Genomic DNA, 14,611 nt, shown 5'->3' with positions numbered 1-14,611 from the left:
ACCCCATCGGCGCCGATCCGGTTCCGGACGAAGCGCGGCTCTCTTGCTGGCGCGGTCGCGCACCCATGGGATTGCTTGAGGGCAACTCGGATGGATGAAGTGATCAAGGCGAAGCGCCAACAACAGAACGCGGGCTCGAGCCTGCGCGCAATTACGATCCGCGGCGCGCGCGAGCACAACCTCAAGAACATCGACGTCGAGATTCCCCGCGACAAGCTGGTGGTGTTTACCGGCCTGTCCGGCTCCGGCAAATCCTCGCTCGCTTTCGACACCATCTACGCCGAGGGCCAGCGCCGCTACGTCGAATCGCTGTCGGCCTATGCGCGCCAGTTCCTGGAGATGATGCAGAAGCCCGACGTCGACCAGATCGACGGCCTGTCGCCGGCGATCTCGATCGAGCAGAAGACCACCTCGAAGAACCCGCGCTCGACCGTCGGCACCGTCACCGAGATCTACGACTATATGCGCCTGCTCTGGGCGCGCGTCGGCGTGCCCTACTCGCCGGCCACGGGCCTGCCGATCGAAAGCCAGACCGTCTCGCAGATGGTCGACCGCGTGCTGGCGCTGCCCGAGGGCACGCGGCTCTATCTTCTCGCGCCCGTCGTGCGCGGCCGCAAGGGCGAGTACCGCAAGGAGCTCGCCGAATGGCTCAAGAAGGGCTTTCAGCGCGTCAAGGTCGACGGCACCTTCCATGAACTGGCGGAAGCGCCGACCCTGGACAAGAAATTCCCGCACGACATCGACGTGGTCGTCGACCGCATCGTGGTGCGCGCCGACATCGGCCAACGCCTCGCCGAGAGCTTCGAGACCGCGCTGAAGCTCGCCGAAGGCCTCGCCGTCGTTGAGTTCGCCGACGCGCCAGCGGCAGCTCCCACCGAAGAGAAGAAGAAGACCGCCAAGATCCACGACAAGAGCGGACCCGAGCGCATGCTGTTCTCGGAAAAGTTCGCCTGCCCGGTCTCCGGCTTCACCATTCCCGAGGTCGAGCCCAGACTGTTTTCCTTCAACAACCCCTATGGCGCCTGTCCTGCCTGCGGCGGCCTCGGCGTCGAGCAGCATGTCGACGAGGATCTCGTCATCCCCGACAAGGAGCTCGCCATCGGCAAGGGCGCGATCGCGCCCTGGGCCAAATCGTCCTCGCCCTATTACGTGCAGACGCTGACCGCGCTCGGCAAGCACTACAAGTTCACCCTGACCACCAGGTGGAAGGACCTGCCCAAGAAGACGAAAGACGCCATCCTGCACGGCTCCGGCGAGGACGAGATCAAGTTCTCCTACGAGGACGGGGTGCGCTCCTACGACACCAAGAAGCCGTTCGAGGGCGTCATCACCAACATCAACCGCCGCTACCGCGAGACCGAGAGCGAGTGGGCCCGCGAGGAGCTGGCGAAATATTTTCACGACGTGCCCTGCGAGGCCTGCAAGGGCTTCCGCCTCAAGCCCGAGGCGCTCTGCGTCAAGGTCGGCGGAAAGCATATCGGCGAGATCTCGGAGCTGTCGGTCAGGAAGGCCGGCGAATGGTTCGAGACCGTGCCCGCCGCGCTCAACGCGCAGCAGAACGAGATCGCCGGCCGCATTCTGAAAGAGATCCGCGAACGCCTCACCTTCCTGCTCGACGTCGGCCTCAACTACCTCACCTTGTCACGCTCCTCCGGCACGCTGTCCGGCGGCGAGAGTCAGCGCATCCGCCTCGCCTCGCAGATCGGCTCGGGCCTGACCGGGGTGCTCTACGTGCTGGACGAGCCCTCGATCGGCCTGCACCAGCGCGACAACGCCCGCCTGCTCGACACGTTGAAGCGGCTGCGCGACCTCGGCAACACCGTGGTCGTGGTCGAGCATGACGAGGACGCCATCCGGCTTGCCGACTACGTGCTCGACATCGGCCCCGGCGCCGGCATGCATGGCGGCCACATCGTCGCCGAAGGCACGCCCGCCGAGATCATGCGCAACCCGAAATCGCTCACCGGCAAGTACCTGACCGGCGAGCTCGAGGTCGAGGTGCCGGAGCGGCGTCCGCCGAACCATCGCCGCACCATCAAGGTGGTCAACGCGCGCGGCAATAACCTCAAGAACGTCACGGCGGAAATTCCGCTCGGCCTGTTCACCTGCGTCACCGGCGTCTCCGGCGGCGGCAAGTCGACGCTGCTGATCGACACGCTTTACCGCGCCATCGCCCGCAAGCTGAACAATGCCAGCGAAGGCGCCGCCCCGCACGACCGCATCGAGGGCCTCGAGCACATCGACAAGATCATCGACATCGACCAGTCGCCGATCGGCCGCACCCCGCGCTCAAACCCGGCGACCTATACCGGCGCCTTCACCCCGATCCGCGAATGGTTCGCCGGCCTGCCCGAGTCCAAGGCGCGCGGCTACGAGCCCGGCCGCTTCTCGTTCAACGTCAAGGGCGGCCGCTGCGAGGCCTGCCAGGGCGACGGCGTGATCAAGATCGAGATGCACTTCCTGCCCGACGTCTACGTCACCTGCGACGTCTGCAAGGGCAAGCGCTACAACCGCGAGACGCTGGAGGTGCTGTTCAAGGGCAAGTCCATCGCCGACGTGCTCGACATGACGGTCGAGGAAGCCGCCGAGTTCTTCAAGGCGGTGCCGCGCGTCCGCGAAACCTTCCAGACCCTGCACCGCGTCGGGCTCGACTACATCCACGTGGGGCAACAGGCGACAACGCTGTCGGGTGGCGAAGCGCAACGCGTCAAGCTCGCCAAGGAGCTGTCCAAGCGCGCCACCGGCCGCACGCTCTACATCCTGGACGAGCCCACCACCGGCCTGCACTTCCACGACGTCAAGAAGCTGCTGGAGGTGCTGCACGAGCTGGTCGCGCAGGGCAACACCGTCGTCGTCATCGAGCACAATCTCGAAGTCATCAAGACCGCCGACTGGGTCATCGACCTCGGCCCCGAAGGCGGCGACGGCGGCGGCGAGATCGTCGCCTGGGGCCCGCCGGAGGATATCGCGAAAGCGCCGCGGAGCTATACGGGGAAGTTTTTGGCCCCCGTGTTGGAGAAGGCGCGGAAGCCGAAACGGAGACGCGCGGCGAGCGAGGCGGCGGAGTGAGCTACGAGCTATAGGCCCTATAATCGAAGCAGCCACGAAACTTGGTCGCGCCATTTGATTGGAAAAACGACCGACAGCGGATGCTCCTCCGAACTCGACATCTTCTTGGCAGCGTCGGCGAGGATCGCGACATAGATCTTCGCATTTGCGGCATCATCCGCCAGGGGTGGTCGGCATGTTCCAGAATGACTTGACCGCTTGGCAACCAGGATAGGTCACCGAGACACGCTTCAAGGGCCTCCCAATTGTCCCCAAAGTAATTTGGGAACTTCAACTTTGCCGCAATCGAGGCAAGCAGCCCTGCTTTACTGGCGATGCCTGCCGGGATTTCGACGCGAATGATCAAGTGATTTGATGCATCCTCGTACCCAAAAATGAAGGGCGAGTGTTCTTTCATTGTCTCATCCGGGCGAGATCGATGCCAAAAATTCCGGCGGTACGCGGCCCGTCAGCCACACGCCGTTGTCCGCACGGTAGAACTTGTATCCTCCAATATGCATGCCGCCCGCATTGACCCTGAAAATGTGTGGCAAGCCGTGGCGCTGACCGACGCGCTCGGCCGTGGCTTCGTCGGACGACAGATGAACGTGTTGGCGCGCCTGCGGCTTCAGGCCCTCGGACAGGATCGCTTCGACAAACCGTGTCGCCGTCCCGTGATAGAGAATTGAGGGAGGCTCGCGCGGCGGGAGGCCAAGCTCCACTGGGACGGAGTGGCCTTGCGCGGCGCGAATGCTGAGTCCGTCGGCGGAGAGCGAGAACCTCTTCTTGTCGCTGCTTGCGACAACGCCGAGCAGATCGGCGCGCGCAAACTTGGTCCCGGACGCGTTGGCCTTTTCGACCAGCTCGTCGATGTTGGCCCAGCCCTCCGGGCCGAGCGTCAGGCCGATCTCATCGGGCTTATGCCGCAGCACAAAGCTCAGAAATCTGCTGAGGTGTATCTGATCGACCGCCATCTTTGCATTCCTGTTTCGCTCTTGTACATCCAGCCACGAATTGCGACCAGACCTTCAGGAACGCATGCCCTACGCCCTCGCCATCTTCGACCTCGACGGCACGCTCGCCGACAGCTTCCCCTGGTTCCTGCGCACCATCAACGATGTCGCCGATCGCTTCGGCTTTCGCCGTGTCGCCGATGAGGACGTCGAGGGGCTGCGGCATGCCTCGACGCGGGAGATTCTTGCCCGGCTCGAAGTCCCCTTGTGGAAGCTGCCGGCGATCGCGCGGCATGCGCGGCGGCTGAAGGCGGAGGCGGCCAGCGAGATTCCGTTGTTCGCGGGTGTCGAGGCGATGCTGCGGACGCTGGCCGAGAACGGCGTGCAGCTGGCGCTGGTTACCTCGGACAGCGAGGCCAATGCGCGAGAGAAGCTCGGAGATGCCGCATCGTTGTTCGCGCATTTCGACTGCTCGGCATCGCTGTTCGGCAAAGCCGCCAAATTCCGCAGGGTCATTCGCCGCGCCGGCGTGCAGCCAGCCCAGGTGATCGCGATCGGCGACGAGGTGCGCGACATCGAGGCGGCGCGCGCGGTGGGCATTGCCTGCGGCGCGGTGTGCTGGGGCTATGCGGCCCCGGCGGCGCTGCGGGCGCTCGGCCCGGACCATGTGTTCGAGCGGATGGATGAGATTGCATGGACGCTCTGCCCCGGTGCCGTAGCCCGGATGAGCGAAGCGACATCCGGGAACGTCAGTGGATGAGGATGGCCCTGTCCCGCATGTCGCTCCGCTCATGCGGGCTACGACCGCCCTACTCCGTCCTGCGCAGAAACAACCCGAACGCCCTTGGGCCGTCGCCGGTCTTGATCTCGCCGATCACCTTCAGCTCGGCCGCGTCGATGATATGAAGCGTGTTGCTCTCCCAGCAGGCGACGATGACGCGCTGGCCGTCGGCGGTCGCGTTGATGCCCTCGGGATACTCGCCGACATTGATGCGCTTGATCGGCTTCAACGTCGCAACATCGAACACGCTGACGGTGCCGCCATATTGGTCGGTCACGAAGCCGCGGCCTTGCGTCAGCGCCACGGCGTAGGGGCGCATGCCGACCGGCACGCGGCCGATCTCGCGCCCTTCCGCGATGTCGATCACAGAGACGTCGTCGGAGCCGACATTGGCGGTGTAGGCGCGCTTGCCCTCGGTATCGATGGTGACCCCGAACGGACGGGTGCCGACCTTGATGGTCGTCTTGCGCTGGCGCGTCGCGGTGTCGACGACCGAGACGCTGTCGTCGTCGCGATCAGCCGAGAGCAGCAGCTTGCCGTCCGGCGTCACCGCCAGCCCCGACGGCGAGGCGCCGACCGCGATGCTGGCCGTGACGCTGCGCGAGGCCGCATCGATCACCCGCACCGCCGCGGCGTACCAGTCGGCGACATAGACGGTCTTGCCGTCGGGCGCCACGGCGATGCCGAGCGGGCCGCCGCCGATCTCAACGCGGCCCGCCACCTGCCGCGTCGCCGCGTCCACCACCGTCACCGCCTTGGCATCGGGACTCGTGACATAGGCAAAGCGCCCGTCCGCGCTGACGGCCACACCGGCCGGCTTGCCGCCGATGGGAATGGTTGCCACCGCGCGCGCAGTCGTGAGATCCACGATCATCAGATCGTCGCTGAGCTGGTTGGTGACGAAGGCTTCTTCGGCAGACGCGCTGCCGAAGCCCGGGCCAAGAGCAGCACAACAAAGGCCGGCGGCGAGCGCCGCCAGGAGCAGCGCCCGCAAGGCCTGTGCCCGCACGATCAGCTACCGCTCTCGATCTTCTTCTTCAGCGCCTCGAGACCGGCCTTGTAGAGCCCGCTCACCGCGGTCTTGGCCGCCTCGTCGCTTAGCTCCGGCGGCGGATCGTTGTTGGGAAAGCCGCGGTAGAACGCACCGGCCCATTCCAGCTTCGACTTGCCGTCGGGAGCCGGTGACACCGTCAAGGTCGAGGAATAATTGGTCACCGGCAGCACCTTCACGTCGACCTTGGTGATCCGGTACGAATAGCTCATCATGTCGGGCTCGTATTTGTAGAGCTCCTCGTCGACGGTCGCTCCGCCCGTCAGCGTCAGCTGCCGCGTCGCGCCGACCTCGTTGCCCTTCTCGCCCGTGGTCTTGGTAACAGGCGGCAGCCAGCTCATGTCCTGAAAGTTGCGGATCGCCGCCCAGACCTTGTCCTGCGGCGCATTGATCTCGATGGATTCGCGCACTTTCTGCCGGGTCGGCCCGTGCGCCCAGGCTGGTGAAAAAGCCGGCGCAAAAGCTGCCGTCAAAACCGCCGCCCCTGCGGCAGTCAGCACCGCCGCCACGGCCGTGCGCCGTCCAATCGTCACCCTCATCTCGTTTCCTCATACGTCCAGTTGATCGTGCGCGACTTCGGGCGCGCTGCGATCATCCTAGCGCATTTTGGGGCCGAGGGGAGACCGGTTCGTGGCGCCGTTGCGGCCGACGCCCGGCACGTCCCACAACCTGTTGCGCCGCCCGATGGGCGAAACACCCACAGGAAGGTCAACGGCGGCGCGGCAAAACATTTCTCTTTATCAGAACTTCGGATTATCGTATAGAAAGCCATCCCACCCGGCCGAGGGGCGTATCGCGATCGTCACGACATGCGGGATGGGACGTGGTGGACGCAGGCTGCGTTGCCGCGGCGGTGGTTGCAGGGCGGGTCACACCGTGAGCAACTACCTGCGCGGACACGACCGGTGCAGCGTGCGTACGGCAAAATCGTGTGGTCCCGGCGCCCGGGGTCTGTGCGCCAAGTCTTGCGGTGATGCCGCGGCCCGACCGGGCAAGCGCATCAGCCATCCGCAAGGCGACGGGGGCAATAGTGCAACGCTCCCCGAGGAGAGCACGACATAAGCCGTCAAACCACTGCGCAGGGAAGGCCGGATGTTTTGGCTTCACCTGTATGCCGCTGTGCAGCTTTTTTAAAGCACACGCTTTCGCACAGTGGACCGCGGGTGCCAGCCGGCACCCGGCCTTCCCTGCGCCCTCGGCACTCTTGAGGGCGGCAACGGACTCAAAGCTCGGGCGGAATACGCCGCGAGAACGGGACGCCGCGCCTGCGATTAAGTTTCGAGCGGAAATATGAATTCGCTCTCGTGCCCCGGACGCAGCGCAGCGCCCTCCCGGCGATGCGAAGCGTCGTCCGGTGCGATGCGCTGCAGAGCCGGGGCACATGCAGCAGCGCGTTGCTCGGCCGCTGGGTCCCGGCTCTGCGCCGCAACGCTCAGGCGTTCCAGCTTGTCCGGGACACCAACGTGGCGAGCCGATCAAGCCGCGTCGGCGGGCCTAACCCGCCGAGCGATCTCCGCGCCCTTCTCCCGCTCGACGACACCGATGTCGTACTGCCCCTGCAAGTCCAACCAGAATTGAGGACTGTTGCCGAAATACCGACCAAGTCGCACCGCGGTGTCAGCCGAGATACCTCTGCGTCCATTCAGAATATCGGTGATCCGCCCCGAAGGAACGCCGATGTCGAGTGAAAGCCTGTTGGCGCTCAGCCCTCGCGCCACCAATTCGCGCTTGAGCAGCCGTCCGGGATGAACGAGTGGAGCCATGAATGTCAGCCCTTGTGATAATCGACGATTTCTACCTCGTAGGCATCGCCCTTGCTGAATTCGAAACAAATGCGCCAACGCTCGTTGACAGTCATGGCCCATTGTCCCCTGCGATCGCCCTGAACAACAATGGATGGCACATTCATTCCCCCAGCGCCGCCTCAACGAACCCGCGCGGATCGTTGCAGAATTCGCGCATTACCCGGTAATGATCGGTCTCCTCCACCGTCACGGGCTCGAGGCCGTACTTGGTCAACCGCAACAACCGCGCGTTCGGATAGGCCATCAGCATCGGCGCATGGGTCGCCATGATAACCTGGCAGTTGCGGGAGGAATCCATGCGATGCAGCAGCTTGAGAAACTCCATCTGGCGCGCCGGCGACAGCGCCGATTCCGGCTCGTCGAAAATGAAAATGCCCTGCTTCTGGCATCGCTCCTCGAAGAAGCGCAGGAAACCCTCACCATGCGAATAGGACAAGAAATCCGGCGGCCTGTCGGAAACCTCGTCGAGATATCTTGCAACCGAGAAGAAGGTCTCAGCGCGGAAGAACCAGCCGTTGGTGATCTTCGGCACCCAGCCGGCGCGAAGCGCGGCCGACAACTCGCCGCCCATGATCTCGCGCGCATTGGAATGATCGACCGGGCGGTAACCCTTGCCGCCGCCAGCGTCGTCAAAACCTGCGAGCGATGCAATACCCTCCAGGATGGTCGACTTGCCGGTGCCGTTCTCGCCCACGACGATGGTGATCGCAGTGTCGAAGCTCAGGTCGAATTCCTCGCGGAAGATCGGCAGACAATACGGATATGCCTCCCAGTCCGGAACCAGCGCGCGGTCGAGCCAGACGCGCCGGAGATAAGGAGCAGGCAGCCTGACGTCGCGCTGTCGCCCTCGCATATTCACCACTCCCTGCCCTGTCCGAGTAACTCGCTATCCGTAGAACATATCAGGAACAGACATTCAGAAGAAGTGGCTTCAGCAGCCAATGACAAGTCCAGGCGGCGATCTAATCCAGCGCCTCCAGCACCAGCTCCATGGTCATCAGCACCGGATTGTCGCCGCGGACGAGGCGCCCCTCCGCCAGCCCGCCGGTATAGTCGACCAGCGCGACATCGAGCGCAGCTTCGAGCGCGCCGGAGCGCCCGGGCGCGATCAGCCCGGCCGTCACCGCCAGTTCGGTCGCAAACGGCTCGGTTACCCCGCCATGGGTGAAGCGCGCGCCGATGGTCGAGCCGACGCCGCCATGGATCTTCGCGCGCGCGATGCCGCGCGCACGGCAGAACTGTTCGAGACAGGCGGCAAAATCCTGGTTCGGCCGCAACCGCAGCGCAAACGCGCGGCGCGTCGTGCGTGCACCGCTGCGCTCAGCCACTACTGGCCCGAACAGCTTGAAGTGAGTCTCGGGATCTTGCTCCGCAGTGAACATCGCGCCGTCGATACCAAAGGCCTCGACCTCGAACGGTTCGGCGACGACAGTCTCGTCCGGCAGCATGTGGCCACCGCCGGCCTTGCCGTCCGCCTCCGTCCACAGCCCATGGCAGTGAAAGAACGGCGCGCCGTCGCGCGTACCCAGCGTCATGCTGCCGAGCGTCGTGCGCGTCATGCCGCCGGGCCGATAGGTCTCGCTGTAGAACGCGGCGTGCTCGCCGGTCTTCGACAGCGCCGGCATCACATAGGCGAACGGCCCGAGCGCGCCGCGCCGGAAGTTGAGCACGCCGCTCGTAAAGCCTTCGGCCGCAAAGCCGCGCCGCGCGGCTTCCAGCAGCGGCAGACCAGCTTGAAGCGTGAACGAGAAGGCGCGCCCCTTCGCTTCCACCCATTGGATGCGCTCTGCGATTGGCGCGCCCGGCTGCTTGATATTCCGCATCGCCTGCGCTCAGCCTGCCTTCGTCTTGTCGAGATCGAGCAGGCCTCGTGCCTCGAGCTCGTCGCGCACCATGCGCTTCGGCACCTTGCCATAGCCCGACTTCGGCAGCGCGTCCCAGAAGAAGAAGCGCTTCGGCATCTTGTAGCGCGGCACCTTCGGGCCGAGGAACGCCGCCATCTCGGCCTCGCTCACCGGCTTCTCACCCTCGCGGGCCACGCAGACGGCAACGCCGACCTCGCCCCAGGTCGCATCGGGCACGCCGAGCACGGCGACCTCGCCGACCGCGGGATGCGTCAAAATCTTCTCCTCGATCTCGCGTGGATAGATGTTGGAGCCGCCGGAGATGTACATGTCGGAGGCGCGGCCCGTGATGTAGACGAAGCCCTCCTCGTCCATGTGGCCGAGATCGCCGGTGCGAAACCAGCCGTTGCGGAACGCCTTCGCATTGGCCTCGGGATTGTCGTAATAGCCGGCGAGCACCGCAGGCCCGATCACGCAGATCTCGCCGCTCTGGTTGGCCGCGAGCTCACGGCCCTCGTCGTCCTGGATCGAGACCTGCATGGCCGTGCGCTCGAAGCCGCAGGTGCCGATCCTGGCGTGCGGACTATCCTCGGCGTCGTGCAGCGCCGCCGGCAGCACGGTGATGTTGCCGGTGACCTCGCCGAGGCCGAAATACTGCACGATGACCTTGCCGAGCTTCTTCAGCGCAGTCTTCTGGTCCTCCCGATACATCGGCGCGCCCGCATAGATCACGTGACGCAGCGAGGAATGATCGTATTTGTCGACGGCGGGATGCTCGACCATCATCTTGAGGATCGTCGGCACGGTGAAGAGATTGGCGACCCGATGCTTCTCGATCAGGCGGAACGCCTCGTTGATGTCGAACTTCTCGGTCGGCAACAGAACCGTGCAGACGCCGCGCGCGGTCTGCACCAGCTGATGCACGCCGGCGCCATGCGACAGCGGCGCCACCACCAGCGATGCGTCGTTCTCGGTCACGCCGGGTGTCAGATCGGCGAGATGGTTGGTGACGACAAAACCCATCTGGCCATGGGTCAGCACCGCCGCCTTGGAGCGCCCGGTGGTGCCCGAGGTGAAGAAGAACCAGCAGGGATCGTCGTGCTCGACGGCAACGTTCTCGACCGCCGCTCCGGCTCGCGAGGCGATGGCCTCGGCAACCGAGGTCTCGCCGAACGCGCCCTTGCCGTCGACGCTCCAGGTGAACTCCAGCGCGCCGCCCTTCACGGCCGCGGCGTGCTCGGGAAAATCGACATGGCACAGAAAGGCCTTGGCGCCGGAAGCTTCCGCGAGATAGGTGACCTCGTCCGGCATCAGACGGAAATTGGTGGGCACCCAGACCGCGCCGAGCCGGAATGCAGCGAACATCGAGAGGAACATCTCGTCGCCATTCTTGGAATGCACCAGGATGCGGTCGCCCTTGGTAATGCCGCGCGCAGCGAGCGCAGCCGCCAGCGCCGAGACCTGCGCATCGATCTGCCGCCAGGTCCAGGATCTGTCACCCCAGACGAAGCCGGGACGCGCACCGTGCCGCCGCGCATTCTGCGTCAGCATGTAAGCGAGATTCATGACGCGGCGGGACATGCGCAGGGGCTGCATCGGGCTTCCTCTTCGAGGGCGGACGGCGCTCGGGCCCCCCGCTCATTGCGGCCCATTTATCGCCATCGCCCGCGCCCCTGCAAGGCCGCCGGCCGCACACCTGCCCTACGGCTGCTTGAACGTGAACGGGCTCGCCGTGATGGCCTTCTGCTTGACGCAGGCCTGCGGGCCGAAGCCGCCGCAAAAGCTGCCATGCAGATCGAAGCGGATGCGCGCGGCCCCACGCGCCTTCCGCGGCGGCATGATCTTGTAACTGCGGACATGGCCGTCGAACACCTTGCGCACGCTGCCGTCCGGCAGCGTCACCAGGATGTTCATGACGCAGCCGCCGGTTCCGCAATAAGTGGTCTCGCGGTCACCGCATTTGGTGTCGCTGAAATCGACGATGTAGTCGTCGCGGCCGTCGCCGGTGAGGTCGATCCGGCGCACCGTATCGGGCGCGAAGCTCACCTCGCCGCCGTCCTGGCTGGTGCATTCCTCATTGGCGTAGCGCAGCGCCTGCTGCACGCCGGGGGGATAGTCGGACGGATTGAACGGCCTTGCATCCTCGGCACGCGCGGCGGAGGCGATCAGGGCGAGCAGAAGCATCAGGTGGCGCATGCGCGTTGGTCGCCGGCATAGCCGCAATCGTTCAGGGAATTTTAAACATGATCGGCGCACCCTCGCTCAGTTCTCGCGTACAGAGTGCCGTATCATGGTCAAAGCGCCCGCTTTCCTCCTGTTGTCGCTGGCGCTGGCCGGATGTGCCGTGGGTCCTCAAGCGCACCTGGCGCACGATCCCGCGTTCAAGCCTGCCCGATATGCCTGGGATGGCGCCGGTGAGGATCCCAATCGGCCGGAGGCAGCCTCGCAACCGACACGCGCCGTGGCCAGCTCCGGGCGCAGCAGGTCGCAAGCCGGGCTTCAGCCGCCTTCGAAGGAATGGTGGAAGCAGCAGGACGGCAGCGAGGCCGAGCAGGATGCCCGGGTCAACCGCTCCCTGGTGATCTGCCAGGGATGCCTGCGGCCGCAGCAGCAGCCCGAAGATTCCAGGCTCGCCAAAGCCGCCGATTGAACGAACGGCTTCAGAGCGGAAACCCACCGGCCTGATCACGCGTTACGACGTCGTGCGCGGGCCAATGGCTGGAAGATCGACGACAGCGGAGGCGACATGAGCGACGTTATCGACAACAGGGCCGATCACCGCTTCGAGCTCGAGGTCGAAGGCCGTATCGCGGCCGAACATTACAAGCTCGACGGCGACGTCATCACGTTCGAGCACACCGACGTGCCGAAGGAGCTCGGCGGCAAGGGCGTCGGCTCGACGCTGGTGCAAGGCGCGCTCGATCAGGTCCGCGCGGCCGGATTGAAGCTGATCCCGCAATGCCCGTTCGTGAAAGCGTGGATCGAGAAGCACTCCGACTATCAGGATCTCGTGGCGAGATAGGAGACGGGCCCGCCGCCTGCAGCCGGCGGGCCTGCCGATATCTACGGCCTATTGTCCGTGCTTGAGCATGTCCTGGTCATTCAGGTCCCAGTCCTGCCACAGCTGCAGCACGCCGAGCAGCACGAGCACGGCGCCGAGGCCCGTGTGATAGAAGCGGAGAAAGCCGTCAGCGGAATAGCCCAAGACGTAGGGCGAAGCGATGAGCCACAATCCGATCAGGATCGTCGTCACCTCCTGCCAGCGCTGCAAGGCGACATATTCGAGCTGGCTGATGCCAAAGACGACCAGACCGATGGCGACCGTAGTCAGGATCACCGTCTGCTGTCCGCTAATCGCCGCATCCTGGACGGGAAACCACGGCGACGCCACGATCATCGCGCCGAGCAGCATCCCGCACCAGTCTTCCCACGTTCGATGAGTCTTCAAGAAGCCGAAGTCCGACATCGTTCCCTCCTATGACAGAGGCACACGTCGGCGGCTGGCGATCACGACTTCCGAATGTCTCGCGACCCTGCCGGCCGCATTCGGACGTATGTCCTGCATAGGACGTGGGAACCGCCGGCGGCTGCGCAAGACCGGGATCGAGGATTATTTCGCTGGCCGCGGGTGTCCGCGGGTCATGAACTCATGCCGCACTGCGCTATAGCGCCCCGAGCCTCCTCAGCGACTACCAGCAGATCGGGCGCAAGCCTGATCCGCATCGTGTAGTCGGCGATGGCGTGCGCCATGTCGCGCTTGCGGTAGTACACCAGGGCCCGATTGCCGTAGGCCATGGCATAGTTGGGGTCACGCTTGATCGCAGCGTCGAAGTCGGCGAAGGCGGCGTCGAGATCGCCCTTGTTGAACCGCGACTCGCCGCGATTGCTGTAGGCCAGCGCCGCCGACGGATCGAGCTTGATGGCCTGGTCGTAATCGGCAATGGCGCGATCGTAGTCGCGCTTGAACGAATAGACCCGGCCGCGATTGTTGTAGGCGCAGGCATAGCCGGGATCGAGCCTGACCGCCTCGTCGAGATCGGACAGCGCGGCGTCGAGCTCGCGCTGCTCGGTCAGACCATGGCCGCGGTTGCAATAGGCGCCGGCGAGCCGCTTGCCGCTCTCGCTCTTGGTGTCGATGACGGTAGAGCAGGCCTTGACCCGCTGGTCCGGCGTGCTCGTCAGCGCGACGCATGCATCCCAGGCGGGACCGCCTTCGGCCGCAGCCGGCGCCGTCGAGATCAGCGCGGCGAGCAACGCCACGAGACTGAACGGGACACGCATTTTGCGGATATCTCCCCTGCGGCAACCTTCCTTGGTCGCACCTTGGCAAGCACCGGTTCAGGCGCCTAGATCAGGGAGAGACAGCACGTTGGAAGGATCTTGCATGGCGGCATCGGTACGGGACAACAAGGACAGGAGCCGCTTCGAGCTCGATGTCGGCAACGACATCGCCTTCGCCAATTACCGGCTGACCCCGACGGCGGTCATCATCACCCATACCGAGACGCCGCGCGCGCTGCGCGGCCGCGGCATCGGTTCCGAGCTGGTCAAGGGCGCGCTGGATCTGATCCGCCGCGACGGCAGGAAGGTGATCGCCGGCTGCGGCTTCGTCGTCGACTATCTCGACCGGCATCCGGAGGATGCGGATCTGGTCGCCTGAAGCAAAAGGGCCCGCGCGATGGCGGGCCCTTCCGGCACGACCGGCGCTCGGTCAGTGCTTGATCTCGGGCGGCAGCTTGCCGCCATTGGCGGCGAGCTTGGACATCACCTGCTTGTGCAGCCAGACGTTCATGCTGGCGGAGTCGTTCATGTCCCCGCTATAGCCGAGCTCCTTGGCGAGGTCCTTGCGCGCCGCGAGGCTGGAATCGATGTCGAGCGCCTTCATCAAGTCGACGATCGAGGTGCGCCATTCGAGCTTCTCGCCCTTGTGCGCGGCCGCCGCCTTGTCGACGATCGCCGCCACGTCGACCGCGGCCATCGGCGCGGCAGCCGGCGCTCCCGGCGCCGCGCCGGCGGGCGACGCCGCGCCGCCGGCGGGTGCGGCGGAAGCCGGCTGGCTACCGAAGATCGCGCTCATGATTTTCCCGAAAATGCTCATATCTGCTCCCCGAAAAGGATCCGTTGGAAGG

17 protein-coding genes are annotated in these 14,611 nt (G+C 65.1%); 5 read left to right on the top strand and 12 right to left on the bottom strand.

The window, feature by feature from the left end:
* The first annotated feature begins 90 nt into the window (after positions 1 to 90).
* Positions 91 to 3,069: an excinuclease ABC subunit UvrA gene (uvrA, locus tag D6B98_RS13675; protein WP_126257524.1), complete on the top strand. Its 2,979-nt coding sequence runs from the start codon at positions 91 to 93 to the stop codon at positions 3,067 to 3,069.
* A gap of 1 nt (position 3,070) precedes the next feature.
* Here uvrA and D6B98_RS41930 read toward each other — a convergent pair whose 3' ends face one another.
* Both D6B98_RS41930 and D6B98_RS13665 read right to left on the bottom strand, forming a co-directional pair.
* Positions 3,071 to 3,466: a barstar family protein gene (locus tag D6B98_RS41930; RefSeq protein ID WP_126257523.1), complete on the bottom strand. Its 396-nt coding sequence runs from the start codon at positions 3,464 to 3,466 to the stop codon at positions 3,071 to 3,073.
* Between the two features lie 4 nt (positions 3,467 to 3,470).
* Positions 3,471 to 4,022 carry an RNA 2'-phosphotransferase gene (locus D6B98_RS13665; RefSeq protein WP_126257522.1) on the bottom strand — a complete coding sequence of 184 codons (552 nt, stop codon included), beginning with the start codon at positions 4,020 to 4,022 and terminating at the stop codon, positions 3,471 to 3,473.
* Positions 4,023 to 4,086: 64 nt separating this feature from the next.
* Between D6B98_RS13665 and D6B98_RS13660 the strand changes: the two genes are divergently transcribed.
* Positions 4,087 to 4,761: an HAD family hydrolase gene (locus D6B98_RS13660; RefSeq protein ID WP_126257521.1), complete on the top strand. Its 675-nt coding sequence runs from the start codon at positions 4,087 to 4,089 to the stop codon at positions 4,759 to 4,761.
* A gap of 49 nt (positions 4,762 to 4,810) precedes the next feature.
* Here D6B98_RS13660 and D6B98_RS13655 read toward each other — a convergent pair whose 3' ends face one another.
* The 7 genes from D6B98_RS13655 to D6B98_RS13610 all read right to left on the bottom strand — a co-directional run bounded on the left by D6B98_RS13655 (position 4,811) and on the right by D6B98_RS13610 (position 11,678).
* Positions 4,811 to 5,776 (bottom strand): YVTN family beta-propeller repeat protein, encoded by a 966-nt coding sequence (locus D6B98_RS13655; RefSeq protein WP_126257803.1) that lies wholly within the window; start codon positions 5,774 to 5,776, stop codon positions 4,811 to 4,813.
* A 17-nt stretch (positions 5,777 to 5,793) separates the two neighbouring features.
* Entirely contained in the window at positions 5,794 to 6,372 is a 579-nt protein-coding gene (locus D6B98_RS13650) for an SRPBCC family protein (protein WP_126257520.1), read from the bottom strand.
* A gap of 936 nt (positions 6,373 to 7,308) precedes the next feature.
* Positions 7,309 to 7,596: a HigA family addiction module antitoxin gene (locus tag D6B98_RS13635; RefSeq protein ID WP_028136268.1), complete on the bottom strand. Its 288-nt coding sequence runs from the start codon at positions 7,594 to 7,596 to the stop codon at positions 7,309 to 7,311.
* Between the two features lie 142 nt (positions 7,597 to 7,738).
* A complete protein-coding gene (locus D6B98_RS13625) occupies positions 7,739 to 8,491 on the bottom strand; it encodes an AAA family ATPase (RefSeq protein ID WP_126257518.1) in 753 nt (250 codons plus the stop codon).
* A gap of 109 nt (positions 8,492 to 8,600) precedes the next feature.
* Complete coding sequence (locus D6B98_RS13620; protein ID WP_126257517.1) at positions 8,601 to 9,461, bottom strand: PCC domain-containing protein; 861 nt, start codon at positions 9,459 to 9,461, stop codon at positions 8,601 to 8,603.
* A 9-nt stretch (positions 9,462 to 9,470) separates the two neighbouring features.
* The gene (locus D6B98_RS13615) at positions 9,471 to 11,078 is read right to left on the bottom strand and encodes an acyl-CoA synthetase (RefSeq protein ID WP_126257516.1); all 1,608 of its coding nucleotides are present in this window, start codon (positions 11,076 to 11,078) and stop codon (positions 9,471 to 9,473) included.
* Between the two features lie 105 nt (positions 11,079 to 11,183).
* The gene (locus D6B98_RS13610) at positions 11,184 to 11,678 is read right to left on the bottom strand and encodes a hypothetical protein (protein WP_126257515.1); all 495 of its coding nucleotides are present in this window, start codon (positions 11,676 to 11,678) and stop codon (positions 11,184 to 11,186) included.
* 94 nt (positions 11,679 to 11,772) lie between these two features.
* Between D6B98_RS13610 and D6B98_RS13605 the strand changes: the two genes are divergently transcribed.
* Together D6B98_RS13605 and D6B98_RS13600 are read left to right on the top strand one after the other, a co-directional pair.
* On the top strand, positions 11,773 to 12,132 hold the full coding sequence (locus tag D6B98_RS13605) for a hypothetical protein (RefSeq protein WP_126257514.1): 360 nt from the start codon (positions 11,773 to 11,775) through the stop codon (positions 12,130 to 12,132).
* Positions 12,133 to 12,228: 96 nt separating this feature from the next.
* Complete coding sequence (locus D6B98_RS13600; RefSeq protein ID WP_126257513.1) at positions 12,229 to 12,504, top strand: GNAT family N-acetyltransferase; 276 nt, start codon at positions 12,229 to 12,231, stop codon at positions 12,502 to 12,504.
* A 48-nt stretch (positions 12,505 to 12,552) separates the two neighbouring features.
* Here the strand turns inward: D6B98_RS13600 and D6B98_RS13595 are convergent, their stop codons facing one another.
* A complete protein-coding gene (locus D6B98_RS13595) occupies positions 12,553 to 12,948 on the bottom strand; it encodes an SPW repeat domain-containing protein (protein ID WP_126257512.1) in 396 nt (131 codons plus the stop codon).
* Positions 12,949 to 13,121: 173 nt separating this feature from the next.
* Positions 13,122 to 13,763 (bottom strand): tetratricopeptide repeat protein, encoded by a 642-nt coding sequence (locus D6B98_RS13590; protein WP_245481358.1) that lies wholly within the window; start codon positions 13,761 to 13,763, stop codon positions 13,122 to 13,124.
* A gap of 103 nt (positions 13,764 to 13,866) precedes the next feature.
* On the opposite strand from D6B98_RS13590, the gene D6B98_RS13585 reads away from it, so the two are divergent.
* The gene (locus tag D6B98_RS13585; protein WP_126257511.1) at positions 13,867 to 14,142 is read left to right on the top strand and encodes a GNAT family N-acetyltransferase; all 276 of its coding nucleotides are present in this window, start codon (positions 13,867 to 13,869) and stop codon (positions 14,140 to 14,142) included.
* 51 nt (positions 14,143 to 14,193) lie between these two features.
* Here D6B98_RS13585 and D6B98_RS13580 read toward each other — a convergent pair whose 3' ends face one another.
* Positions 14,194 to 14,580 (bottom strand): DUF3597 domain-containing protein, encoded by a 387-nt coding sequence (locus tag D6B98_RS13580; RefSeq protein ID WP_164718582.1) that lies wholly within the window; start codon positions 14,578 to 14,580, stop codon positions 14,194 to 14,196.
* Positions 14,581 to 14,611 lie beyond the last annotated feature (31 nt).

The organism is Bradyrhizobium sp. LVM 105 (assembly GCF_003957705.1).
GTDB lineage: Bacteria > Pseudomonadota > Alphaproteobacteria > Rhizobiales > Xanthobacteraceae > Bradyrhizobium > Bradyrhizobium frederickii.
Note: the sequence above shows the minus strand (reverse complement) of the source record. Positions and strands in the feature narration are given on the sequence as shown.

Bases quoted from the DNA above. Each gene is read 5' to 3' on its own strand.
- D6B98_RS41930 (WP_126257523.1), bottom strand. From the start codon at position 3,466: ATGAAAGAACACTCGCCCTTCATTTTTGGGTACGAGGATGCATCAAAT.
- D6B98_RS13625 (WP_126257518.1), bottom strand. From the start codon at position 8,491: ATGCGAGGGCGACAGCGCGACGTCAGGCTGCCTGCTCCTTATCTCCGG.
- uvrA (WP_126257524.1), top strand. From the start codon at position 91: ATGGATGAAGTGATCAAGGCGAAGCGCCAACAACAGAACGCGGGCTCG.
- D6B98_RS13660 (WP_126257521.1), top strand. From the start codon at position 4,087: ATGCCCTACGCCCTCGCCATCTTCGACCTCGACGGCACGCTCGCCGAC.
- D6B98_RS13585 (WP_126257511.1), top strand. From the start codon at position 13,867: ATGGCGGCATCGGTACGGGACAACAAGGACAGGAGCCGCTTCGAGCTC.
- D6B98_RS13605 (WP_126257514.1), top strand. From the start codon at position 11,773: ATGGTCAAAGCGCCCGCTTTCCTCCTGTTGTCGCTGGCGCTGGCCGGA.
- D6B98_RS13580 (WP_164718582.1), bottom strand. From the start codon at position 14,580: ATGAGCATTTTCGGGAAAATCATGAGCGCGATCTTCGGTAGCCAGCCG.
- D6B98_RS13610 (WP_126257515.1), bottom strand. From the start codon at position 11,678: ATGCGCCACCTGATGCTTCTGCTCGCCCTGATCGCCTCCGCCGCGCGT.
- D6B98_RS13665 (WP_126257522.1), bottom strand. From the start codon at position 4,022: ATGGCGGTCGATCAGATACACCTCAGCAGATTTCTGAGCTTTGTGCTG.
- D6B98_RS13595 (WP_126257512.1), bottom strand. From the start codon at position 12,948: ATGTCGGACTTCGGCTTCTTGAAGACTCATCGAACGTGGGAAGACTGG.
- D6B98_RS13650 (WP_126257520.1), bottom strand. From the start codon at position 6,372: ATGAGGGTGACGATTGGACGGCGCACGGCCGTGGCGGCGGTGCTGACT.
- D6B98_RS13620 (WP_126257517.1), bottom strand. From the start codon at position 9,461: ATGCGGAATATCAAGCAGCCGGGCGCGCCAATCGCAGAGCGCATCCAA.
- D6B98_RS13590 (WP_245481358.1), bottom strand. From the start codon at position 13,763: ATGCGTGTCCCGTTCAGTCTCGTGGCGTTGCTCGCCGCGCTGATCTCG.
- D6B98_RS13600 (WP_126257513.1), top strand. From the start codon at position 12,229: ATGAGCGACGTTATCGACAACAGGGCCGATCACCGCTTCGAGCTCGAG.
- D6B98_RS13615 (WP_126257516.1), bottom strand. From the start codon at position 11,078: ATGCAGCCCCTGCGCATGTCCCGCCGCGTCATGAATCTCGCTTACATG.
- D6B98_RS13635 (WP_028136268.1), bottom strand. From the start codon at position 7,596: ATGGCTCCACTCGTTCATCCCGGACGGCTGCTCAAGCGCGAATTGGTG.